Source organism: Streptomyces sp. Qhu_M48 (genome assembly GCF_051305195.1).
Taxonomy (GTDB): domain Bacteria; phylum Actinomycetota; class Actinomycetes; order Streptomycetales; family Streptomycetaceae; genus Streptomyces.
Genome location: NZ_CP195432.1, coordinates 5,997,504 through 6,019,700 on the forward strand (window position 1 = coordinate 5,997,504; position 22,197 = coordinate 6,019,700).

Annotated in this window: 15 protein-coding genes; 3 read left to right on the plus strand and 12 right to left on the minus strand. The window is 72.5% G+C overall.

Features of this window, described 5'->3' with window-relative positions; translation table 11 throughout:
- Positions 1-127 precede the first annotated feature (127 nt).
- Positions 128-637, minus strand: coding sequence for a transcriptional regulator NrdR (nrdR, locus tag ACRRSS_RS26870; RefSeq protein WP_435973675.1), 510 nt, complete (start codon positions 635-637; stop codon positions 128-130).
- 439 nt (positions 638-1,076) lie between these two features.
- On the opposite strand from nrdR, the gene lexA reads away from it, so the two are divergent.
- Positions 1,077-1,865: a transcriptional repressor LexA gene (lexA, locus tag ACRRSS_RS26875; protein WP_209497163.1), complete on the plus strand. Its 789-nt coding sequence runs from the start codon at positions 1,077-1,079 to the stop codon at positions 1,863-1,865.
- 111 nt (positions 1,866-1,976) lie between these two features.
- Here lexA and ACRRSS_RS26880 read toward each other — a convergent pair whose 3' ends face one another.
- The 5 genes from ACRRSS_RS26880 to ACRRSS_RS26900 all read right to left on the minus strand — a co-directional run bounded on the left by ACRRSS_RS26880 (position 1,977) and on the right by ACRRSS_RS26900 (position 10,387).
- A complete protein-coding gene (locus ACRRSS_RS26880; protein ID WP_435973676.1) occupies positions 1,977-3,950 on the minus strand; it encodes an ATP-dependent DNA helicase in 1,974 nt (657 codons plus the stop codon).
- A 50-nt stretch (positions 3,951-4,000) separates the two neighbouring features.
- Positions 4,001-5,815 (minus strand): IucA/IucC family protein, encoded by a 1,815-nt coding sequence (locus tag ACRRSS_RS26885; protein ID WP_435975430.1) that lies wholly within the window; start codon positions 5,813-5,815, stop codon positions 4,001-4,003.
- A 100-nt stretch (positions 5,816-5,915) separates the two neighbouring features.
- A complete protein-coding gene (locus ACRRSS_RS26890) occupies positions 5,916-6,602 on the minus strand; it encodes a GNAT family N-acetyltransferase (RefSeq protein ID WP_435973677.1) in 687 nt (228 codons plus the stop codon).
- A 55-nt stretch (positions 6,603-6,657) separates the two neighbouring features.
- Complete coding sequence (locus ACRRSS_RS26895; protein ID WP_435975431.1) at positions 6,658-8,982, minus strand: IucA/IucC family protein; 2,325 nt, start codon at positions 8,980-8,982, stop codon at positions 6,658-6,660.
- Positions 8,983-9,028: 46 nt separating this feature from the next.
- The gene (locus ACRRSS_RS26900; RefSeq protein ID WP_435975432.1) at positions 9,029-10,387 is read right to left on the minus strand and encodes a diaminobutyrate--2-oxoglutarate transaminase family protein; all 1,359 of its coding nucleotides are present in this window, start codon (positions 10,385-10,387) and stop codon (positions 9,029-9,031) included.
- 874 nt (positions 10,388-11,261) lie between these two features.
- Between ACRRSS_RS26900 and ACRRSS_RS26905 the strand changes: the two genes are divergently transcribed.
- Positions 11,262-12,440: a trypsin-like serine peptidase gene (locus tag ACRRSS_RS26905; protein WP_435973678.1), complete on the plus strand. Its 1,179-nt coding sequence runs from the start codon at positions 11,262-11,264 to the stop codon at positions 12,438-12,440.
- Positions 12,441-12,636: 196 nt separating this feature from the next.
- Positions 12,637-13,803 carry a trypsin-like serine peptidase gene (locus ACRRSS_RS26910; protein WP_435973679.1) on the plus strand — a complete coding sequence of 389 codons (1,167 nt, stop codon included), beginning with the start codon at positions 12,637-12,639 and terminating at the stop codon, positions 13,801-13,803.
- Between the two features lie 106 nt (positions 13,804-13,909).
- On the opposite strand, the gene hflX is transcribed toward ACRRSS_RS26910, so the two are convergent.
- The 6 genes from hflX to miaA form a co-directional block, all read right to left on the minus strand.
- Positions 13,910-15,403 carry a GTPase HflX gene (hflX, locus tag ACRRSS_RS26915; protein WP_351902060.1) on the minus strand — a complete coding sequence of 498 codons (1,494 nt, stop codon included), beginning with the start codon at positions 15,401-15,403 and terminating at the stop codon, positions 13,910-13,912.
- A gap of 161 nt (positions 15,404-15,564) precedes the next feature.
- Positions 15,565-17,055 carry a M1 family metallopeptidase gene (locus ACRRSS_RS26920; protein WP_435973680.1) on the minus strand — a complete coding sequence of 497 codons (1,491 nt, stop codon included), beginning with the start codon at positions 17,053-17,055 and terminating at the stop codon, positions 15,565-15,567.
- A gap of 224 nt (positions 17,056-17,279) precedes the next feature.
- Positions 17,280-19,451, minus strand: a complete 2,172-nt coding sequence (locus tag ACRRSS_RS26925) for a RelA/SpoT family protein (protein ID WP_435973681.1) — start codon at positions 19,449-19,451, stop codon at positions 17,280-17,282.
- Between the two features lie 203 nt (positions 19,452-19,654).
- Entirely contained in the window at positions 19,655-20,524 is an 870-nt protein-coding gene (gene dapF, locus ACRRSS_RS26930; RefSeq protein ID WP_435973682.1) for a diaminopimelate epimerase, read from the minus strand.
- A gap of 112 nt (positions 20,525-20,636) precedes the next feature.
- On the minus strand, positions 20,637-21,140 hold the full coding sequence (locus tag ACRRSS_RS26935) for a hypothetical protein (RefSeq protein WP_435975433.1): 504 nt from the start codon (positions 21,138-21,140) through the stop codon (positions 20,637-20,639).
- Between the two features lie 108 nt (positions 21,141-21,248).
- Positions 21,249-22,187 (minus strand): tRNA (adenosine(37)-N6)-dimethylallyltransferase MiaA, encoded by a 939-nt coding sequence (miaA, locus tag ACRRSS_RS26940; protein ID WP_435973683.1) that lies wholly within the window; start codon positions 22,185-22,187, stop codon positions 21,249-21,251.
- Positions 22,188-22,197: the final 10 nt, after the last annotated feature.

Genomic DNA, 22,197 nt, shown 5'->3' on the forward strand with positions numbered 1-22,197 from the left:
AAAGTCCCAGGGCACCGTCTTCTGTACGTCGTTCTGTACTGCTGCCACGAACGCCACGGGGGTCGCGCTCGGGGCACGTCTGTCGGCCGCTCCGCGGCCGGCCGGGCCCGTGGACCCGGGCCGCCGGTCAGTCGGCGGCGGTCGCGGGAACGGGGACCTCGGGGGTCGCACCGGTCCCGCCGTTCTCAGAGAGAGGCCGCACGCGGAGTTCCGCGATGGCGGTCTCGAAGTCTTCCAGGCTGTCGAAAGCCTTGTACACGGACGCGAAGCGCAGGTACGCGACGAGGTCGAGCTCCTGCAACGGGCCGAGGATGGCCAGACCCACGTCGTGGGTGGTCAGCTCGGCGCTGCCGGTGGCGCGCACCGCCTCCTCGACCCGCTGGCCGAGCTTGGCGAGGGCGTCCTCGGTGACCGGTCGCCCCTGGCACGCCTTGCGCACCCCGGAGATGACCTTGGTACGACTGAAGGGCTCGGTGACACCGGACCGCTTCACCACCATGAGCGAGCACGTCTCGACCGTCGTGAAACGACGGGAGCAGTCGGGGCACTGGCGACGGCGTCGGATCGACGTCCCGTCGTCGGTGGTGCGACTGTCGACGACACGGCTGTCGGGGTGCCTGCAGAAGGGGCAGTGCATTGGTTCCGACCCTCCCTCACGGCACGACTGGTGAACCTCACCGGGCCCGTGAAGGCCCTGCGAGGCGACCACCAGCATAGGCGATGTGGGCACCCCCGGCAGACCGGGGACCACTACCCCTGGGTGGCCGGTGCCATCCAACCACTAGATCTTGGGTTGGGGGCGCTTCCGGACCCTCCGCGTGTCGCGGCGCGCCCGCTCCCGCGATTCCGCACCCGCGGGTGCGACACTGGGAAGGTGCACCGGATGCCCGCGGCCCGGCGGCGAAGGCTACTGTAATGACCGTTTTGGGGCGGCGGCGTGAGAGTGCTCATACACCCGTATGCGTACAGGCGTAAGGCAATCTGCGAATTTTCACTCGAACGTGTGTTTGGCGCAACCTTTCGAAAGCCACTACCGTTGTGCCAGCCAGGGAGACCATTCGAGAGGGGCCGACGACGTGACCACCACCGCAGACAGTGCCACCATCACCGCCCAGGACCGCTCCCAGGGCCGACTCGAGCCGGTACACGCCATGAATGACACAAGCATGAACGGCGAGGAGCCCGGGCGACCCGCCCGCGCCCTCCCCGGGCGACCTCCAGGCATCCGAGCCGACAGTTCCGGTCTCACCGACCGGCAGCGCAGGGTCATCGAAGTCATCCGCGACTCGGTCCAGCGACGCGGCTACCCGCCGTCGATGCGCGAGATCGGGCAGGCGGTCGGCCTCTCCAGCACTTCCTCGGTCGCGCACCAGCTCATGGCGCTCGAGCGCAAGGGCTTCCTCCGTCGCGACCCGCACCGCCCCCGGGCCTATGAGGTCCGCGGTTCCGACCAGCCCAGCACGCAGCCGACGGATACCACGGGCAAGCCCGCCGCGTCCTACGTGCCGCTGGTCGGCCGGATCGCGGCCGGCGGGCCGATCCTGGCGGAGGAGTCGGTCGAGGACGTCTTCCCGCTCCCCCGGCAGCTGGTCGGCGACGGCGAGCTGTTCGTCCTCAAGGTCGTCGGCGACTCGATGATCGAGGCCGCCATCTGTGACGGCGACTGGGTCACCGTCCGCAGGCAGCCCGTCGCGGAGAACGGCGACATCGTGGCGGCCATGCTGGACGGCGAGGCCACGGTGAAGCGCTTCAAGCGCGAGGACGGTCACGTCTGGCTGCTCCCGCACAACGCGGCGTACCAGCCGATCCCCGGCGACGAGGCCACCATCCTCGGCAAGGTCGTGGCGGTACTCCGGCGGGTGTGACACCTCGCCGGCTCTGACCGGGCCCCGGAACCCACTGCGCCGGTTCCGGGGCCCTACCGTGTCCGGAGGGGCTCCGGGAGCACCCGAGCCCTTCGCACTCCCCGGTGAGGCTCAGCCGCCGGCGGCCTTGGACGCGGCGTCGATGGCCGCGAGCGACCTCCGAACCTGGTTGCGGTCGGTCGTGTACCAGAAATCGGGCAGCGAGGCCTTCAGATAGCTGCCGTACCGGGCCGTGGCCAGCCGGGGGTCGAGGACCGCCACGACACCCCGGTCACCCGTGGCCCGCACCAGGCGGCCCGCTCCCTGCGCCATCAGCAGGGCCGCGTGCGTCGCCGCGACCGCCATGAAGCCGTTGCCCCCGGCCTCCTCGACCGCCTTCTGCCGGGCGCTCATCAGCGGGTCGTCCGGGCGAGGGAACGGGATCTTGTCCATGACGACCAGCTGACAGCTGGCTCCCGGAACGTCCACGCCCTGCCAGAGCGACAGCGTGCCGAAGAGACAGGTCTGCGGATCGGCCGCGAAGTTCTTGATCAGCTCGCCGAGTGTGTCCTCGCCCTGCAGCAGGATCGGCAGCTCCGGGACCCGGGTCCGCAACTCCTCCGCGGCCTGCTGCGCCGCACGCATCGACGAGAACAGCCCGAGGGTCCGTCCGCCGGCCGACTGCATCAGCTCCGTCAGCTCGTCGAGCATGTCGCCCCGGTCCCCGTCGCGGGCGGGGCGGGAGAGGTGCTTGGCGACGTAGAGGATGCCCTGCCTGGGGTAGTCGAACGGGGAGCCGACGTCGATGCCCTTCCAGACGGGCAGGTCGTCGCCCGTGGTGCCCTCGGGAGCGAGACCGAGCGAAGCACCGACCCCGTTGAAGTCGCCGCCCAGTTTGAGCGTCGCCGAGGCCAGCACCACGGACCGCTCCGTGAACAGCTTCTCCCGCAGCAGTCCCGAGACGGTGAGCGGAGCGACCCGCACCGACGCCCCGAAACGGTCGTGACGCTCGTACCAGACGACGTCGTACTCGGAACCCTGCGTGATCCGCTCCGCGACACCGTGGACGGACTCCACGGAGGCCATGGCCTGCTTGCGTACGGCGTCCTCGTCCTGCACGGACCGGTCCCGCGTGGAGCCCAGGGCCGTGATCACCGCACGGGCCGCGTCCCGCAGCGCCATCAGCGCGTACGCGAGATCCTCCGGGATCTCCTCCAGGCGCCCCGGCAGGGCCAGCTCCATCACGCGCTCGAAGCCCTCGGCGGCGGTCTGCAGCTGGTCGGCGACCTTCTCGTCGACCAGCTTCGCGGACCGGCGCACGGCACGGTTCACCTGGCCGGGGGTGAGCTCGCCCGTGGCGACCCCGGTGACCCGGGAGACCAGCTCGTGGGCCTCGTCGACGATCAGCACCTCGTGCTGCGGAAGGACCGGGGCGCCCTCGATGGCGTCGATGGCGAGGAGGGCGTGGTTGGTTACGACGACGTCGGCGAGCTTGGCGCGCTCACGCGCCGCCTCGGCGAAGCACTCCGGGCCGTACGCGCACTTGCTCGCGCCCAGGCATTCCCGGGAGGAGACCGAGACCTGTGCCCAGGCCTTGTCCGAGACACCGGGCGTCAGGTCGTCCCGGTCCCCGGTCTCCGTCTCGTCCGACCAGTCCCGGAGCCGCATCAGGTCCTGGCCCAGCTTGCTCGTGGGCGCGGCCGCCTCGAAGGGGTCGAAGAGGCCGTCCTCCTCGTCCTGCGGCACTCCTTCGTGGAGCCGGTGCAGGCAGAGGTAGTTCGAACGGCCCTTGAGCATGGCGAACTGCGGACGGCGGCGCAGCTGCGGATGCAGCGCGTCCACGGTCCGCGGAAGGTCGCGCTCGACGAGCTGGCGCTGCAGCGCCAGGGTGGCCGTGGCCACCACCACCCGCTCCCCCTGGGCCAGCGCCGGCACCAGGTAGCCGAGCGACTTGCCCGTGCCGGTGCCGGCCTGGACGAGGAGGTGGGAGTTGTCGTCGATGGCCTCGGCCACGGCCTCGGCCATGGTGACCTGGCCGGGCCGCTCCGTGCCGCCGACAGCGGCGACGGCGGCGTGGAGGAGGTCGGGGAGGGATGGCTTCGTCATAGCCCCACAAGCCTACGGGGCACCACTGACAGCCCAGGCACGCGCGCGCGTCACGCGAGCGGATTGGGAACGGTTCCGTGGACGGCCGCGTGAGGGCGCTCGGGGCGGTCCCGGTAGCCGTCCAGGTGCAGACGGTTGCGGTTGAGACAGAGCCGCTCGATCCGGGGGGTGAGGAGGTCGAAGAGTTCGAACCGTTCCTTCAGCTCGGGGAAGCGTGCCTGGTGGCGGAGGATCTCCGCGCGCACGAGGGACCAGAAGTCCGTCTCGGGAACTTCGAGTTGCTCCTCGCAGAGCGGTGCCAGGTAGCGGAAGACGCCGACGAAGAGCCCCGAATGGATGAACTGGACGAGGAAGTCGGGCTCCTCGGTCAGGAGGACCGCGCGGACGTCGTCCGGCAGGGTGTCGTGCTCGGGAAGCGGCTGGGCGCTGATGTTGACGTCGTCGACGAAGTCCTTGATCGCCAGGCGTACGGGTACGTCCTGGCCGTCGTAGACGACGATCGCGTTCTCGCCGTGCGGGGAGAAGACCGTGCCGTACCGGTAGAGGAAGTGCAGCAGCGGGGGCAGCAGGGCGGCGAAGAGGTGCTGGAGCCAGACGGCGGGGGCGAGTCCGGAGCGCTCGACGAGTTCGGCGACGAACGCCCGCCCGTCGGGGTCGACGTGGAGCAGGGAGGCGAGGGTGCGGGCCCGCTCGCCCGGCGGCAGCCGCAGCGGCTCCCGCCAGATCGCTCCGAGGAGTTCCTTGTACTGGTACGGGACTTCGGGCAGCCGGTCGTACAGGGGGTGCTCGACGGCGACGGAGGCGACCTCGCCGAGGAGGATCACCCCGCACTCGTCCCGCAGGAACGGGTCGGCGTCGCGCAGGCCGTGGACCCATGCCGTGACCGCGGGCGCGGCCAGGGTCCGCTCGGTGGGCAGGCCACGCCAGACCAGGGTGTTGAGCACCGAGAGCGGGAGCTTGACGGTGTGCCGGTCGGGGCGGCTGGTGTTGAGGAAGGTACGGACCGACTGCTGCGGCAGTCTGAGGTCGCCGTCGGCGGTGAGCGGGACGACGGTCCCGGCGGCGACGGCCGGAGCGTAGAGCGGGAGCAGGACCTCGTCCCACTGCCAGGGGTGGACGGGCAGCAGGAGGTAGCCGTCGGGTTGGAGGCCGCGGGCGGTCAGCTCGGCGCGGAACGCCGTGTGGACCTCGGGGTCGAGCTCCTGGGCGTAGAGACGGTCTGGGGTGCCGAGGCCGGCCACGCCGCGGTAGGCGGCGAGTCGGTTGCTGACGGCGATCCACGGCAGGCGGGTGGCACGTCGGGCCTCGGGTGCCCAACGGGCCGCGTCGGTGGCGGAGAAGCCGACGCGGCCCTTGTTGAGGACGAGCCAGGGGTGGCCCGCCTGGTGGCCTTCGAGTTCCGCGTAGGAGAGGTCGGCCAGCCGGGCGGCGGTGAGTGCCGTGTGGTCGAGGCGGGCGTCGGCGGCGAGGGTCGCGGAGAGCTCGCGGATGAGGTGACCGAGGGTGGCGCCGTCGAGCCGGAGGAGACCCCGGGCACGGACGAGGAAGTCGAGGGCGTCGGTCATGGGTCGGCCGTCGACGGTGACCGAGTCGGCGGCGACGTGCCACCCGCCGTAGGCGCCTCGGCGGGCACGGAAGGTGAGGGCGGTGCCGTCGTCGAGCCGCAGGACGTGGAGATCGGGCTCCTCCTCGCCGGCCGGGACGGGCTCGACGATCTCCTCGTAGGCGAACTCGGCGAGAGCCTTGGCGAGCAGGCGGGAGGAGGCCCGGGTCCAGGCCGCGGCGTTCAGCTCGGGGGGCGCGAGCAGCTCGGGCGACGCGTTCGGGTCGGCCGTGGGAGACGGGGCGGGAGGCGCGAGGGGCATGGGCTGTGCGGAGTCGTGGGGTGCAGGGGACATCGACACGAGGACTCCTCGAAGTGGGAACCGGTGTGGGGCGAGCGGTGTATAGAAGACAGAGGGTCGTTCACAGAACGTGACGGAGGGCGCGGTCACGCAGCATGAGCGCCGCTCGTTTGTCGGGGAGGTCGACTTCCGCCGCATAGCGGAAGCCGCCGCCGAGGAAGGCCGAGACGGAGGGGGTGTTACGGATGTCGGGTTCGGCGACGACGCGGGTACAGCGGGGACGGTGGTCGAGGACGAGATCGGCGACGGCGCGCAGCAGTGTGGTGCCGACGCCGCGGCCCCGGTCCGCGACGCCTCCGATCAGCAGATGGATACCGGTGTCGTGGGGGCGCGACGGATAGTGCCGGGCGAGCGGATCGAGGTCGGCGCGGTAGATCTCGAAGTAGCTCATCGGTGTGGCGTCGAGCACGCCCAGACAGGGGACGCTGCGGCCGTCGCCTTCGAGTTGGGCGCGAAGGTGCTCGGCGGTCACCGTCTCGGGTCCGGAGAGCTCCCAGAAGGCGGCGACGGTGGGGTCGTTCATCCATCGGGTGAGGAGTGGGAGATCCCGTTCGATCCGTACGGGGACGAGCCGGAAGGTACCGACCGCGGTGTCGGCCGGCGCCCAGGAGGCCACGGAGTCCAGCAGGGAGCCGTCGACGAGGTCGTCGTCGGGGTGACCGCCTTCGAGGAGGGCGACCAGTTCGTCGAGCCTCAGGTCGAGGGTGTCGTCGCCGGGCGGGTCTGCCGGGGGGCGGTGGGGTGACACGGTGTCGCTCTCCTCTCGGCGGTGCGGTCTGGACGTGGGTACCCGGCAGGCGGACTCAGGTACGGAGGGGGTTGGTGACGGTGACGTAGACGGACTGGGTGTCGACGGGGCCGACGAGCTCGTCCAGGCCGTGCAGGCGGGTGAGGAGGTTGGCCTTGCTGCGCAGGGTCGCGGCCTCCAGGAGTCGGTGCGGCAGGGGTGAGCCGAGGCTGGTGGCGGAGGTGAGGAAGCTGCGGAGGGCGGCGAGCAGGACGCGCTCGTCGGCGAGGTGCTGGGCGCCGAAGGCGCCGATCAGGCCGAGGATGTTGTTGATGCCGAGGTAGTAGGCGAAACGCTCGTCGGTTACCTGGTCGGAGACGAAGGTGTCGCTGTGGGCGCCGATGCCGGGGAGACGGCTCTCCAGCTCGCTCCTGTGGGACTCGCGGAAGTAGTAGCCCTGGTTGTCGCGGTAGCGGCCGCCGACCGGCCAGCCGTCCGGGTCGAGGAGCACCAGAGTGTTCTGCTGGTGGGCCTCCAGGGCGATGCCGGCGTGGCCGTCGAGCCAGAGGACGGGGCGGACGACCTGGTCGAGGTAGCGGAGGAACCACTCGGCGGAGACGGCCGTGGTGGGGCGGCCGGTGCGGGCGGCGAGGCGGCCGACGACGTCGGCGAGCCGGGAGCGCATGGCGGTGGTCCCGGGCCAGGGGCGGGGAGCGGTGAGGGAGGCGATGCAGACGGCGTCGTCGCCGGGCCCGAAGGGGTTGTGGCGGATCATGACGTCGAGTCCGGGGACAGGGGTGTCGTCCGGGGAGTCGACGGCGAGCCAGGCGGGATCGCGGACGATGTCGAAGCCCGGGTGGGCGGCCTGCCACTCGTCGACGAGGCCGGTGCGGAGCAGCCGGTGGACCTCGACACCGCGGTGGAGCTCCTTGCGGAGGTTCTCACGGCGCGAGTTGGTGATGCGCAGCCCGAGGGAGAGCTTGAGCATCGCCCGCGCGCCGGGGCGGTGCACGGTACGGACGGAGGAGGTGGGGTGCCAGGGGCTGCCGTGGAGCCCTAGGTCGTGAAGGAGACCCGCGGCGAGGAAGGCGCGGATGTCGGGGCGGTGCAGGAGCTCACGGGCCTGCCAGGGGTGCACGGGGAGGGGCACGGTGCCGACGGGGGTCGGCAGTCCCTCGGCGAGACCGGAGACGAGTTGCTCCGCGGTGACGGGCCGGCCCTGTTCCGTCCATGCGGAGTCGGACGCGAGGAGAGAGGAATCGACGGCGATCCAGTGAAGGGGGAAGGAGCCCTGTAGTTCGGGTGAGTAGAGCCGGGCCTCGGCCTCGGAGAGACCTTCGCGGCTCTTGGGGGTGGGGTGGAGCGGGTGGCCGAGCAGCAGGGACTGTTCGGCGGCGAGGAAGAGATCCGCGTCCGGGTGCGGCTGGGGTCGGTGGCGGCGCTCGGCGAGGAAGTCCGCGGTGCGGCGGGCGGAGTCGGCGACCCGGCCGACGAGGTCGGTGCCCTCGGGGCGGCCGGTCTCCCGGCTGAGCAGCGCGGCCACGGTCACGGCGTCGACGGCGGGAGCCGTGACCGGGAGGCCTTCGAGGACGGGGGCGCCGAAGCGGTGCCAGCCGGTGGCCGACCAGTAGCGGACGGGGACGAGGAGGGCGGTGCCGCTGGCTTCGAGGGGGATGCGCAGGGTGGTGGAGCCGGGGGCGGGCAGGTTCTTCTCCCGGACCCAGCAGCGGAGCAGGTTCTCGACGGCGGCCGCGTCCGCGGCGCGCTGCGGGTCCGGATCGTCCAGCGGGTCGCCGACCGCCGGGCGGTGCGGCCGGGGGTCGCACGGGCCGACGTGCTGACGGGGGACGGTGCGCTCGGCGACACCGGGTTCCGGGGTGGCGGGGCCGGCGACGCCGGGTTCCGGGGTGGCGGGGCCCGTGACGCCGGGTTCCGGGGTGGCGGGGCCCGTGACGCCGGGATTGGTGACGCCGTGCTTCGTGACGTCGGCGGCGGGGGTGCCGGGGCCGGTGGTCCCGGAGGTGGTCGTCCCGAGATCGGAGGCGTCAAGGCCGGCGGCGCCGAGGCCGGTTGTCCCGAGGCTGGTTGTCCCGGGGCCGGCGGCCCCGAGCCTGGCGGTGCGCGAGGCCGGGGTGACGGGGGCGCGGGTGGGGGTGACCGGGGTCTCGGAGGCGGCGAACCCGGAAGCGGGGAGGGCGGAGGCGGTGGCCTCGGAGGCAGGTCCGGCGGCGGTGGGTGTCTCGGTGCCGCGCGCCTCGGAGGGCGGTTGCTGGAGCGTGGTCTCGGGGAGCCGTCGGTGAGGGGTGGCCTCGGGGAGCAGGAGGTGGGGGGTGGGTGCCTGGGAGGTGAGTCGGTCGACGCTGAGGGGGGCCTCGGTCTCGGGTGCGGGAGAGGGCGGCATGGCGTTCACGGGGGCTTCCTTGGGGTGGGGCCGGGGGCGGTCCGGGTCAGTGGCACGGCCCGGGGGTGGTCCGGGGGGCCGTGGCCCGGCGGGCGGCGGGCAGCTGGGGGGTGTGGGCCCGTTCGGCCGCGGCGAGGGCGTCGGCGAAGCGGTCCAGGACGGCGGTGGCCTGCTCGTCGGTGAGGGTGAGCGGGGGCAGGAGCCGGACCACCGCGGAGTGGCGGCCGCCGAGTTCGACGATGAGCCCGCGAGCGAGGCACTCCTGCTGGACGGCGAGGGCCAGCGCGGGAGCGGCCGGGGGCACGGGGTCGTCCGGTCCTGCCGCGTCGGGGTCGACGAGTTCGACACCGATCATGAGGCCCCTGCCGCGGACGTCGCCGACGCAGGGGTGGGCGGCGGCGAGACCCCGGAGCTGACCGAGGATGCGGTCGCCGAGGACGCCGGCCCGTTCGGCGAGCTTGTTCTCGCGGACGTATGCGAGGGTGGCCGTGCCCGCGGCCATGGCGAGCTGGTTGCCGCGGAAGGTGCCGGCGTGGGCGCCGGGCTCCCAGGCGTCGAGTTCGGCTCTGTAGACGATGACGGCGAGGGGAAGGGAGCCGCCGATGGCCTTGGAGAGGACCATCACGTCGGGCACGACGCCGCTGTGCTCGACGGCCCAGAAGGCGCCGGTGCGGCCCACCCCGGTCTGGACCTCGTCCACGACCAGGGGGATGGAACGGTCGGCGGTGATCCGGCGCATCCGGCGCATCCAGTCGTCGGGCGCGGGGATGACCCCGCCCTCGCCCTGGACCGCTTCGACGATCATTCCGGCGGGGGTGGTGACGCCGCTCTTGGGGTCGTCGAGGAGGTTCTGGGTCCAGCGGGCGGCGAGTTGGGCGCCGCGGTCGCCGCCGACACCGAAGGGGCAGCGGTACTGCTGGGGATAGGGCAGCCGGGTGACGCGGACGTCGGTCGCCCCGCCGGAGGCGTCGAGGGCGCCGGACGTCATGCCGTGGTAGGCGCCGGTGAAGGCGAGGAGGCCGCTGCGGCCGGTGGCGGTGCGGACGAGTTTGAGGGCCGCCTCCACGGCGTCCGTTCCGGCCGGACCGCAGAACTGGATGCGGGCGTTGTCGGCGAGTTCGCCCGGCAGGGTGGCGAACAGTTCGGAGGTGAAGGCGTCCTTGAGAGGGGTGGCGAGGTCGAGGACGTGGAGCGGGGCACCCGAGTCGAGGACCTTCTTGATGGCTTCCAGGACGACGGGGTGGTTGTGGCCGAGGGCGAGGGTCCCGGCGCCGGAGAGGCAGTCCAGATAGCGGCGGCCGTCGGCGCCCTCGATGGTCAGGCCTCGCGCGCGCACGGGGACGATCGGCAGGGACCGGGCGTAGGTGCGCGCGGCGGATTCACGGAGTGACTGACGGCGCAGGATGCCCTCGTATCCACCAGTGCCGCCGACCTCTTCCGAAGCCCCTCGCCCCTGAGTACCTCTGACCGAAGCCGCTCGCTCCTGAGTGCCGCTGTCCGAAGCCCCTCGCTCCTGAGTGCCTCTGACCGAAGCCTCTGGACCTTGAGCCCCCCGGCCCACAGCCTCTCGACCCGGAGCCTCCCGGTCCGGAGCCTCCCGGTCCGGAGCCTCCCGGTCCGGAGCGCCCCTGTCCGGAGCGCCCCGGCCTGGTCTAGCCTCGCCCGGCACTCCCGGTTCCGGCCTACCCTCGCCCGGCGCTCCGGAGGCCGGAGCGTCCTCGCCCGACGCTCCCCGGTCCGGCATGCCCCGGCCCTGCGCGTCCTTGCCGGGCATGCCCTGGTCCGGCCTGCCCTGGTCCGGCATGCTCCGGGCCGGCGCGTCCCGGTCCGGGGTTCCTTGGAGGGGTGGGGTGTGCGGCCCGGTGCCAGGGGGGTCGGGCGGTCCGTCGGCGGGCCCGCCGGGCGTCCGGGTCTGCGTGCGCGCGGCCGGTGGGACGGCCGGAGCTGGTTCGGTCACGGCCACGGCTCGGTGTCCTCCCGCTGTAACAGTTGCGTTGCACATCGGGGCGTCGTGGAGCCGCCGCAAGGGCCGCCCTGAACGCCACCGTCGTGTCCCCCGTACGTACCAACGACGCGAACTGCCGAGGATCACGGGCCGGAGGCAAGAACTTGGCGTGTCCCGGATCACGTCACGGCAACGACCGAACGAGGGCCGGAACCGCCGACCGGCCGCGTACCGTCCCCTCCGGCACCGGCATAGTGGGGGCCGTCGGCCGCTGTCCGCGCGGGCACGGCCGCTGTCCATGCACAAGTTGACGTAGTCCCAGGGGGATCACGAGATGCGATCGATTCGTCCGCTGCTGACGGCGGCTTCCGCCGTCGCGGCGCTGACGCTCACCGTCACGGCCTGTGGCCCGAGCGAGGAGAACGCGGGAGACAAGCCCAGCGCGCCCGCGACCGCCCAGAACCCGGCCGACAAGATCAAGATTCCGGAGGACCTGAAGGACCGCCTGAGGGAACACGGGATCGACGTCGACAAGTGGCGCGACGGCGAGTGGAGGAACTGGGACCGCGACAAGTGGCTGCGTGAGGCCAAGGACTTCGTCAACCCGATCATCGAGGACCTCTGGAACCCGGACCGGATGCGGGACGCCGAGCGTCCCGACAAGCCGGTCGAGGAGGAGGACATCTCGGGTGACGAGGGTGTGACGGACCCGACGCCGGTCCCGGTGCGGGCGAAGGCCGTGGCGCCGAAGTACCACGCGAACGCCCCGGAGTCCGGGAAGGTCTTCTTCGACGGCCCCCAGGGCTCGATGGTCTGCTCGGCCACGGTCGTGAAGGACCCGGCGCACCCGGGCAAGTCGAACATGGTGTGGACGGCCGGCCACTGTGTGCACAAGGGCAAGCAGGGCGGCTGGTACCGCAACATCGCGTTCGTGCCCTCGTACAACGACGCCTCGCTGTCCACCGCCGACCTGGAGAAGGCGACGCGGGAGCAGGTCGCCCCGTACGGCGTGTGGTGGGCGGACTGGGTCAAGACCTCCGACCAGTGGATCGCCGAGGGCGCGTCCACGGGTGGCGCGGGCGCTCCCTACGACTTCGCGGTCATCAAGGTGACCCCCGAGAAGGGCTCTTCGGGCAAGTCCCTTGAGGAGACAGTCGGTTCGGCGCTTCCGGTGAACTTCAACGCCCCGGCGGTGCCGAAGGTCGCGAGCGTGGAGGCGACCGGCTACCCGGCGGCGCCGCCGTTCGACGGTCAGAGGATGTTCCAGTGCGAGGACAAGCCGGGTCGGCTGTCCCTGAAGGCGGAGCAGCCGACGATGTACCGCATCGGCTGCTCGATGACCGGTGGTTCGTCCGGTGGCGGCTGGGTCGCCCGGGGCGGTGACGGCAAGCCGGCGCTGGTGTCGAACACCTCGATCGGCCCGTCGACGGCGGGTTGGCTCGCCGGTCCTCGCCTCGGTCCCGAGGCCAAGGCCATGTTCGACGAGGTCAGCAAGAAGTACGCCGGGCAGTAGGCGCGGCGGGGGGCGGGACCCCACGGGTCCCGCCTCCTCCGTGTCCGGGCCGGATACGCCTTCAGTCTCACCGGCGTCCGGCGCGACCGGCATATTGTGCACCGCTAGTGACGCGTCCATGGCAACGTCAAGGTGAGATCGCGCCGGAGACGTGGCCGGTCCGGACGCGGGAATCATCTCAGGGGGAATTCACCACATGCCTTCCGCACGACTCATACCCGTCGCCCTCGGCGTGGCGACAGCGCTCGCACTGACCGCCACGGCCTGCGGCCCCACCGAGACCCCGGCCTCCGACAAGCCGTCCGCCGGAGCCGGCAGCTCCGCGCCCGCCGCCGACGGCGGAGGCTCCGGCCTCACCAAGGACCTCGCCGACAAGCTCAAGAAGCACGGCGTGGACCTGGAGAAGTGGAAGGACGGCGAGTGGAAGAACTGGGACACGGACACCTGGCTGCGTGAGGCCGAGGACTTCGTCAACCCGGTCATCGAAGGACTCTGGGACCCCGCGCGGATGCAGTCCGCCAAGAGCCCGGACCAGACGATCACCGCGCAGGCCGGAGGCAGCGGCTCCGACCCGACGCCCCGCCCCGTCAGGACGCAGCGCGAGAAGACGCCGTACCACCGCAACGCGGCCCCGGTCGGGAAGATCTTCTTCGACTCGCCCCAGGGCCACATGGTCTGCTCCGGCACCATCGTCAAGGACCCGCGGCGGCCCGGGAAGTCCAACCTGGTCTGGACGGCCGGCCACTGTGTCCACGCGGGCAAGAAGGGCGGCTGGTATCGCAACATCACCTTCGTCCCGGCCTTCAACGACCTGGGCAGGTCCCCCGCCGCGCTGAACAACGCGAAGCCGCACGAGGTCTACCCGTACGGCCAGTACTGGGCCGACTGGGCCGTGACCTCGGGTGAGTGGATCAAGTCCGGCGGCTCCAACCAGGCCTGGCCGTACGACTACGCCGTGCTGCACGTGCAGCCGCAGCGGGGCGGCAAGTCCCTGGAGGAGACGGTCGGCGCCGCGCTGCCGGTCGACTTCTCCGCGCCGACTCCGGCGGCCTCCGGGACGGTGGGCGCCTGGGGATACCCGCAGGCACCCCCGTACAACGGTGTGATCATGCACAAGTGCCTGGACCGGGCCAAGCGGATGACCACGGCGCCCGCCACCCCGGTGATGTACCGGATCGGCTGCACGATGACCGCGGGTTCGTCCGGTGGCGGCTGGTTCCGGATGCTGCCGAACGGGAAGACGGCGCTGGTGTCGAACACCTCGATCGGCCCGGCCGGGGGCAACGGCTGGCTCGCCGGACCGCAGTTGGGCCGGGGCGCCAAGGCGGCTCACGAGATGGTCAGCAAGAAGTACGCGCGCTGATCCGTAGCACCCCATGACGAAAGGCGTCGGCCCCTCCCTGAGGGAGGGGCCGACGCCTTTCGTCGTGCTCCGGAGCCCGACGTCTACGTCGTGCTCCGGGGCCGGGTCAGTGCGCGGCGGGAACGTACGGCGCGAGCATAGCCGCCAGCTCCTCGTGCACCCGGGCCTTGAGCAGGGTGCCCTCCGGGGTGTGCTCCTCGGACTCGACCTCGCCCTCGGCGTGCACCCGCGAGACCAGACCGCCGTGCGTGTACGGCACGAGGGCCTCCAGCTCGACCTCCGGGCGCGGCAGCTCACGGTCGATGAGCGCGAGCAGCTCCTCGATGCCCTGGCCCGAGCGGGCCGAGACGACGAGGGAGTGCTTCTCCATCCGCAGCAGGCGCTGGAGCACCAGCGGGTCGGCCGCGTCCGCCTTGTTGATGATGACGATCTCCGGCACGTTCACCGCGCCGACGTCCCGGAAGACCTCGCGCACGGCGGCCAGCTGCTCCTCCGGCGCCGGGTGCGAGCCGTCCACCACGTGCAGGATGAGGTCGGAGTCGGCGACCTCCTCCATGGTGGAGCGGAACGCCTCGACCAGGTGGTGCGGCAGGTGCCGGACGAAGCCGACGGTGTCGGCCAGGGTGTAGACCCGGCCGGTGGGCGTCTCGGCCCGGCGGACGGTCGGGTCGAGCGTGGCGAACAGCGCGTTCTCCACGAGGACGCCCGCGCCGGTGAGCCGGTTGAGCAGGGACGACTTGCCGGCGTTGGTGTAGCCGGCGATGGCGACCGACGGCACCTTGTTGCGACGGCGCTCCTGCCGCTTGATGTCACGGCCGGTCTTCATCTCCGCGATCTCCCGGCGCATCTTCGCCATCTTCTCGCGGATACGGCGCCGGTCGGTCTCGATCTTGGTCTCACCGGGACCACGGGTGGCCATGCCGCCACCGCCGCCGCCACCCATCTGACGGGAGAGCGACTGACCCCAGCCGCGCAGCCGCGGCAGCATGTACTGCATCTGCGCGAGCGCGACCTGCGCCTTGCCCTCTCGGGACTTGGCGTGCTGGGCGAAGATGTCGAGGATCAGGGCGGTCCGGTCGACCACCTTGACCTTGACGACGTCTTCGAGGGCGATGAGCTGGCCGGGGCTGAGCTCGCCGTCGCAGACGACGGTGTCGGCACCGGTCTCGACCACGATGTCGCGCAGTTCGCGCGCCTTGCCGGAGCCGATGAAGGTCGCCGGGTCCGGCTTGTCACGGCGCTGGATCACGCCGTCGAGCACGAGGGCGCCCGCCGTCTCGGCGAGGGCGGCGAGTTCCGCGAGGGAGTTCTCCGCGTCCTGGACGGTCCCCGAGGTCCACACACCGACCAGCACGACGCGCTCCAGGCGCAGCTGGCGGTACTCGACCTCGGTGACGTCCTCGAGCTCGGTGGAGAGGCCCACGACACGGCGCAGGGCCGCACGCTCGGAACGGTCGAACTGGTCGCCGTCCCGCTCTCCGTCGATCTCGTGGCTCCAGGCGACGTCCTCTTCCATCAGGGCATCGGCCCGAAGGCTCTCGGTACGGCTCGTCTCCGCGAAGCTCTGCTCGTCCTGGGAAGGGGAAGAAGAGGAGGTCATTTGATCCTTACGTCGAGTGCTCCACGTCGGTCGCCTCGATGAGGCGACGCGTACGGAGCGATGAGTCTTATGCCGTGGCAACGTGCGGGGGCTCGGGAAGATTCCCGGGCCACCGGCCGCGTCGCCGACCTGACGATGGTGACACGGCCCGGCGGGCCTCGTCACCCGGGTTTCGGGGCGGTCCCGGCCGCCTCGGCCGGACGGCTGCGCCAGTCCGGGTGTCCAGGCATCGCCGGGGTCTTCGCCTCGTACAGCCACGCGTGGAAGAAGGCGGTGAGGTCCCGTCCGGCGATCTCGCCGGCCAGGGCCGTGAAGTCGGCGGTGGTGGCGGTGGAGTCCCGGTGGTCGGCGACCCAGCGGCGCTCCAGGCGCCGGAAGGCCTCGGTGCCGATCTCCTGGCGGAGCGCGTAGAGGACGAGGGCGCTGCCGTCGTAGACGACGGGCCGGAAGAGGCTGATCTTGTGGTCGGGCGAGGGCGGCTCGGGGGCGGCGGGCGGCCCGCCGTCGGCCCTCCACCCGTCGGAGGCGGCGTAGGCGGCCTTCATCCGCTTCTCCAGGGACCTGCCGGCGGTCTCCTCGGCGTACAGCGCCTCGTACCAGCTGGCGTGTCCCTCGTTGAGCCAGAGATCGGACCAGGTCCGGGGCGAGACGCTGTCGCCGAACCACTGGTGGGCCAGCTCGTGCACCATCACCGAGTCGACGTACCACTCCGGGTAGCCCGGCTCCGTGAAGAGGCGCCGTTCGAAGAGCGAGAGGGTCTGGGTCTCCAGTTCGAAGCCCGTCTCGGCGTCGGCGACGAGTACCCCGTACGTCTCGAAGGGGTACGGGCCGACCTGCCGCTCCATCCACTCCAGGTGGCCGGGCGTCCTGCGGAGCCAGGGCTCCAGGAGCTCCCGGTCGGCGGTGCGCACCACGTCCCGTACGGGCAGGCCGTGCGGTCCCGCCCGGTGGACGACCGTGGAGCGGCCGATGGAGACCTGGGCGAGCTCGGTGGCCATGGGGTGGCGGGTGCGGTACGTCCAGGTGGTGGTGGCGCCTCGGGTGACGCGACCGGCGGGCAGGCCGTTGGCGACGGCCGTGAGCCCCTTGGGGACGGTGATCCGGAAGGTGAAGTACGCCTTGTCCGACGGGTGGTCGTTGGAGGGGAAGACGCGGTGGGCGGCGTCGGCCTGGTTGGCCATGGCGAGACCGTCGCCGGTACGGACCCAGCCGCCGGTGTCGGCCGGGCCGCTCGGGTCGCTGGTGTGGGTGACGGTGACCCTGATCCGCTCCCCCGCGTCGATCGGCACGGCGGGGGTGACGACCAGGTCCTCGCCGCTGCCGGTGTACGTGGCGGGCAGGCCGTCGACGGTGACGGCGGAGACCGTGCCGTGGGTGAAGTCGAGGTTGAGCCGCTCCAGCTCGTCGGTGGCGCGGGCGTCGATCCGGGTCACGGCGGCCAGCGGCTCGGTGTTGACCCCGGGGTAGGTGAGGTCGACGGTGTACGCGAGGACGTCGTAGCCGGGGTTGCCGAGGTGCGGGAAGAGCGGGTCCCCGATCCCGAGCGGGGGCGGGGCGGGCAGCGCGGCGGCGACGAGGCCGGCCGAGGCGGCGACCAGGACGGCGGAGCGGAGCCACCGCGCGCGGGGCAGGGGGGTTCGGACGAGCGGCATGGGCCAGGCCTTTCCGGAGGACTGGCCCTACGGCTATCAGGGCTTGGTCCGCTCCCACGGGCGGCGCGCTCGCCCGCCACCCGAAGGGGGCACGGCTCGGGTCGCGCCCGGCGGGACACGGGCGGACCGGGGTGCGTCAGGCCCGGCGGGGCGTGGGGGTGGGGCGGGGTGGGCCGGGGCGCGTCAGGCCCGGCGGGGCGTGGGGTGGGGCGGGCAGGGGCGTGTCAGGCCCGGCGGGGTGCCCGTGGTGAGTGGGGGCGGGCGCGGCTCACGTCGTACACGCCGGGCACGTCCCGCATGGCCCGCATGAGGGCGGAGAGCCCGGCCACGTCGGGCAGGTGGAGGGTGTACGTGTGACGGACCCGCTGTTCGCTCGGCGGCTCGACGGTCGCGGAGACGACAGCCGCTCCCGCGACGGCGATGGCCTCGGTGAGGTCGGCGAGGAGACCGGGCCGCCCGAAGGACTCGGCGACGAGGGTGACCCGGCCCTGTGCCGTGTCGCCCCAGCGGACGGCGACCGGCTCGCGGCCCAGCCCGCCCATGGTGTCGACGGCCGCGCAGCCCGTGCGGTGGACGGTGACCGACCCGCCGCGCACCCGGAAGCCGGTGATCTCGTCCGGCGGTACGGGGGTGCAGCAGCCCGCCGGGCGGACGGCCGGACACGGTTCGCCCTCCAGTTCCGCGTGGAGGTCGGCCCCGGGGCGGCGGTCGGCGGTGACGTTGGCCTGCGGGCGGGGACCGGTGATGGCGGCGGGGGGCGCGGCGCCCTCCGGGTGCGCCCGGAGCCAGCCGGTGATCGCGATCCGGGCCGCGGGGGTACGGGCGTGGTCGAGCCACTCCGGGGACGGTCCGGAGACGGTGTCCTGGGCGAGCAGCAGCTGGACGGTGTCCCCGTCGCGGAGGACGGTGCTCAGCGGGGCGAGGCGCCCGTTGACGCGCGCGCCGAGGCAGGCGTGGGCGGCTTCGCCGTGCTGGGCGTAGGCGGCGTCGACGCAGCTGGCTCCGGCGGGGAGGCTGATCGTGCCGGGGGCGCTGCCGTCGGCGCGGAAGACGGTGATCTCGTCGTCCTCGGCCAGGTCGGCGCGGAGCGAGGTCCAGAAGGTGTCCGGGTCGGGGGCGGCCTGCTGCCAGTCGAGGAGCCGGGAGAGCCAGCCGGGCCGGGTGGGGTCGACGCGCTCGCCCTCGTCGGAGGCGGGGGTGTCGGCCGGGGTGGGCTCGGTGGTGGTCGTGCTGTCCGTGCCGAGGGCGACGACTCCCGCCTCCGCGACCTTGTGCATCCGGTGGGTCCGGATGAGGACCTCGGCCACGGCTCCGTCGGGGGCCGCGATCGCCGTGTGCAGGGACTGGTACAGGTTGAACTTGGGTGCCGCGATGAAGTCCTTGAACTCGGAGATCACCGGGGTGAAGCAGGTGTGGAGTTCGCCGAGGACCCCGTAGCAGTCGGCGTCCTCGGCGACCAGGACGAGGAGCCGCCCGAAGTCGCAGCCGCGCAGTTCGCCGCGCTTCAGGCGGACCCGGTGCACGGAGACGAAGTGCCGGGGTCTGACGAGGACTTCGGCGCCGATGTCCGCCTCGCGCAGGACCGTCGCCACCTGCTCGGCGACGGCGTCGAGGGCGTCGTCCGCGTGCGGGTTGTCGGCGATGAGCGCACGGGTGGTCTCGTACTCCTCGGGGTGGAGGATGGCGAAGACGAGGTCCTCCAGCTCGGTCTTGAGCGCCTGGACCCCGAGGCGTTCGGCGAGCGGGATGAGGACGTCACGGGTGACCTTGGCGATCCTTGCCTGTTTCTCGGGCCGCATCACTCCGAGGGTGCGCATGTTGTGGAGCCGGTCGGCGAGTTTGATCGACATCACCCGCACGTCGTTGCCGGTGGCGACGAGCATCTTGCGGAAGGTCTCGGGCTCGGCGGCGGCGCCGTAGTCGATCTTCTCCACCTTGGTGACGCCGTCGACGAGGTAGGCGACCTCGTCGCCGAACTCCCGGCGCACCTGATCGAGCGTCACCTCGGTGTCCTCGACGGTGTCGTGGAGGAGGGAGGCGGTCAGGGTGGTGGTCTCCGCTCCGAGTTCGGCGAGGATGAGCGTCACCGCGAGGGGGTGGGTGATGTACGGCTCGCCGCTCTTGCGGAACTGACCCCGGTGCGAGGACTCGGCGAGCACATAGGCCCGGCGCAGCACCGAGAGGTCCGCCTCCGGGTGGTGGGCGCGGTGCGCCTCGGCGACATGGCTGATGGCGTCGGGCAGCCGGTCCCGGGGCGCCGGTCCGGCGGTGGCGCCGAGGAGGGCCGCACGGCCGAGCCGGCGAAGGTCGATCCGGGCGCGTCCGCGTCTGCGGGCGGTCACATCGGTGACGACGGCTTCCGCCGCGCTCACGGGGTTGGTGGCCTCTGCGCTCATGGGGCACCTCCGGCAACGTCGACCGGCGGTGGGCGGGCCAGGCGTGCCCGGGGGGCCGGTGCTTGATGCTACCGAGCCCACCACGTGGCGCAGTCACGCTCTCGCTCAGCGTGAATCGGATCACCCATTCGAGCGACAGATCAGTCGTTGACTGTTTCGATTTCGTCGCTTCCTTCGATTCGGCCAGGGCGGGCCGGCGCGCTTCAGCCGAGCCAGGCCGGGTCGACGGTGCCCTCGGCGACGATCACGGCGGGCCCCGTCATGTCGATCCGGCCGTCGGGGTGCTCGGTGATGACCAGCGTCCCGCCGAGGACGTCGACGGTGTACGTGACGGGGGTGCCGCTCTGGGCGGGGTCGGCGCCGTCCCTGCGGGCGGTGGCGACGGCCACGGCGCACGCGCCGGTGCCGCAGGAGCGGGTCTCGGAGGCGCCGCGCTCGTGGACGCGCATGGCGACGTGGCGGGGGCCCCGGTCGGCGACGAACTCGATGTTCACGCCCTCCGGGTAGACCTCGGCCGGCGCGTACGACGGCTCCGTGTACAGGTTGCCCGCGTGGTCGAGGTCCTCGACGAAGGCGACCGCGTGCGGATTGCCCATGTTCACGTTCCGCGCGGGCCAGCCGCGGCCGTCGACCGTGACGGTCACCCCGGCCTCGGAAAGGACCGCGCGGCCCATGGCGACGGTGACGGAACCGTCCTTGTCGAGGTGGACGTGCTTGATCCCGCCGCGGGTGGCGACGGCGACCTCGCCCGCGGTGACGTGCCCGGCGTGCTCCAGGTAGCGGGCGAAGACCCGCACTCCGTTCCCGCACATCTCGGCGACCGAGCCGTCGGCGTTGCGGTAGTCCATGAACCACTCGGCTTCGTCGGCCATGTGCCGCGCCTCGGGGTGGGCGGCGCTGCGCACGACGTGCAGCAGCCCGTCGCCGCCGATGCCGGCCCGCCGGTCGCAGAGCCGCGCGACGACCGCGGGCGGCAGGTCGACGGCGTTCTCCGCGTCGGGGACGATCACGAAGTCGTTCTCGGTGCCGTGGCCCTTGAGGAAGGGGAGCGGGGCGGTCTGCGTGCTGGTCACGAGATCAACTGTACGGGGTGGTGCCGACCGAGGGCCTGGTCGTCCACAGGGCGGTCGGTACGGGCCGGGGCCGTGGACGGCCGTCGGCCCGGGTCGCTCGGCGGCGGGCCGCTCAGCGGAGACGGGCGACGCGCCAGACCGCCAGGGCGACCAGGGCCGCGATCGTCGTCACGTACAGGGCGAGGTACCGCCAGTTCGGGCGCTCGCCCGAGCCGCGCCGCGGGAGCCCCGGCCAGGTGTAGCCGACCTTGCGGGCGGCCATCACGCCCCAGCCGGCCGCGCAGGAGCTGATCAGCAGGCCGAGCATGGCGAGCACCGCGCCGCCGTCGCCCGAGCCGAAGGCGAGCGGGAAAGCGAACATCAGCGAACCGACGGCCGCCAGACCCACGATCGGGGCGAGCTGCCAGATCCTCAGCCTGCGCTGGGGACGCAGCTCGACCTCGACCTCGTCGGCGTCCACCTCGACGGCGGTGCCCACCGCGTCGTCGGGGCCGTCCGGGGTCAGCCCCGGGGCACCGACCGGCAGGTCGTCGCCGGGCGGACCGCCCGGTGTGTCACCCGTCGGGTCACCGAGCGTCGCCTGGTGCTGTTCCATGTCGCGAGGGCCGGCCTCCATCGCCACGCGCCCTCCCCACTCGGACTCCACTTGGTCGATCGATGCTCGATGATGGCACGCTCCTGACCGCCGAATTGACGGGCAGGGCGTCCCGATGCCATCACGTGATCAGGCTGTAACCGCTCGTTCGACCAACGAGAGCGCCTCTCCCGGGAGTTCCCCCCGGTGATCGGCGGCTCCGCTGAGCCAGTGGACGCGCGGGTCGCGGCGGAACCACGAGTCCTGGCGGCGCGCGAAGCGCTTGGTGGCGCGGACGGTCTCGGCGCGCGCCTCGTCCTCGGTGCACTCCCCCGCCAGGGCGGCGAGGACCTGCTGGTAGCCGAGGGCGCGGGCCGCGGTGCGCCCCCCGCGCAGGCCTTGGGCCTCCAGGGCGCGGACCTCGTCCACGAGCCCGGCCTCCCACATCCGGTCCACGCGCGTGGTGATGCGCTCGTCCAGTTCGGGGCGGGCCACGTCGACGCCGATCTGCACGGTGTCGTAGACGGAGTCGGGCCCCGGCAGGTTGGCGGTGAAGGGCTTGCCGGTGATCTCGATCACCTCCAGGGCGCGGACGATCCGGCGCCCGTTGCTGGGCAGGATCGCGCGGGCCGCCTCGGGGTCGGCGTCGGCGAGCCGGGCGTGCAGGACGCCGGAGCCGTGTTCCTCCAGTTCGGCCTCCAGGCGGGCCCGGACGGCGGGGTCGGTGCCGGGGAACTCCAGGGCGTCGACGGCCCCCCGTACGTAGAGTCCGGAGCCGCCGACGAGGACCGGGGTGCGGCCGGCGGCGAGCAGCCGGTCGATCTCGGCGCGGGCGAGTCGCTGGTACTCGGCGACGCTGGCGGCCTCGGTCACGTCCCAGATGTCGAGGAGGTGGTGCGGGACGCCGCCCCGCTCCTCCCGCGTCAGCTTGGCGGTGCCGATGTCCATCCCCCGGTAGAGCTGCATCGAGTCTGCGTTGACGACCTCGCCCCCGAGCTGCTGGGCCAGGAATACACCCAGATCGGACTTTCCGGCCGCAGTGGGGCCGACGACGGCGATGACCCGCGGGGCGGGAGCTGCACTTCTCACCGCCCCAGTC

Bases quoted from the DNA above. Each gene is read 5' to 3' on its own strand.
- hflX (WP_351902060.1), bottom strand. From the start codon at position 15,403: ATGACCTCCTCTTCTTCCCCTTCCCAGGACGAGCAGAGCTTCGCGGAG.
- ACRRSS_RS26920 (WP_435973680.1), bottom strand. From the start codon at position 17,055: ATGCCGCTCGTCCGAACCCCCCTGCCCCGCGCGCGGTGGCTCCGCTCC.
- ACRRSS_RS26880 (WP_435973676.1), bottom strand. From the start codon at position 3,950: ATGACGAAGCCATCCCTCCCCGACCTCCTCCACGCCGCCGTCGCCGCT.
- ACRRSS_RS26905 (WP_435973678.1), top strand. From the start codon at position 11,262: ATGCGATCGATTCGTCCGCTGCTGACGGCGGCTTCCGCCGTCGCGGCG.
- ACRRSS_RS26885 (WP_435975430.1), bottom strand. From the start codon at position 5,815: ATGCCCCTCGCGCCTCCCGCCCCGTCTCCCACGGCCGACCCGAACGCG.
- ACRRSS_RS26925 (WP_435973681.1), bottom strand. From the start codon at position 19,451: ATGAGCGCAGAGGCCACCAACCCCGTGAGCGCGGCGGAAGCCGTCGTC.
- ACRRSS_RS26910 (WP_435973679.1), top strand. From the start codon at position 12,637: ATGCCTTCCGCACGACTCATACCCGTCGCCCTCGGCGTGGCGACAGCG.
- nrdR (WP_435973675.1), bottom strand. From the start codon at position 637: ATGCACTGCCCCTTCTGCAGGCACCCCGACAGCCGTGTCGTCGACAGT.
- ACRRSS_RS26935 (WP_435975433.1), bottom strand. From the start codon at position 21,140: ATGGAGGCCGGCCCTCGCGACATGGAACAGCACCAGGCGACGCTCGGT.
- ACRRSS_RS26895 (WP_435975431.1), bottom strand. From the start codon at position 8,982: ATGCCGCCCTCTCCCGCACCCGAGACCGAGGCCCCCCTCAGCGTCGAC.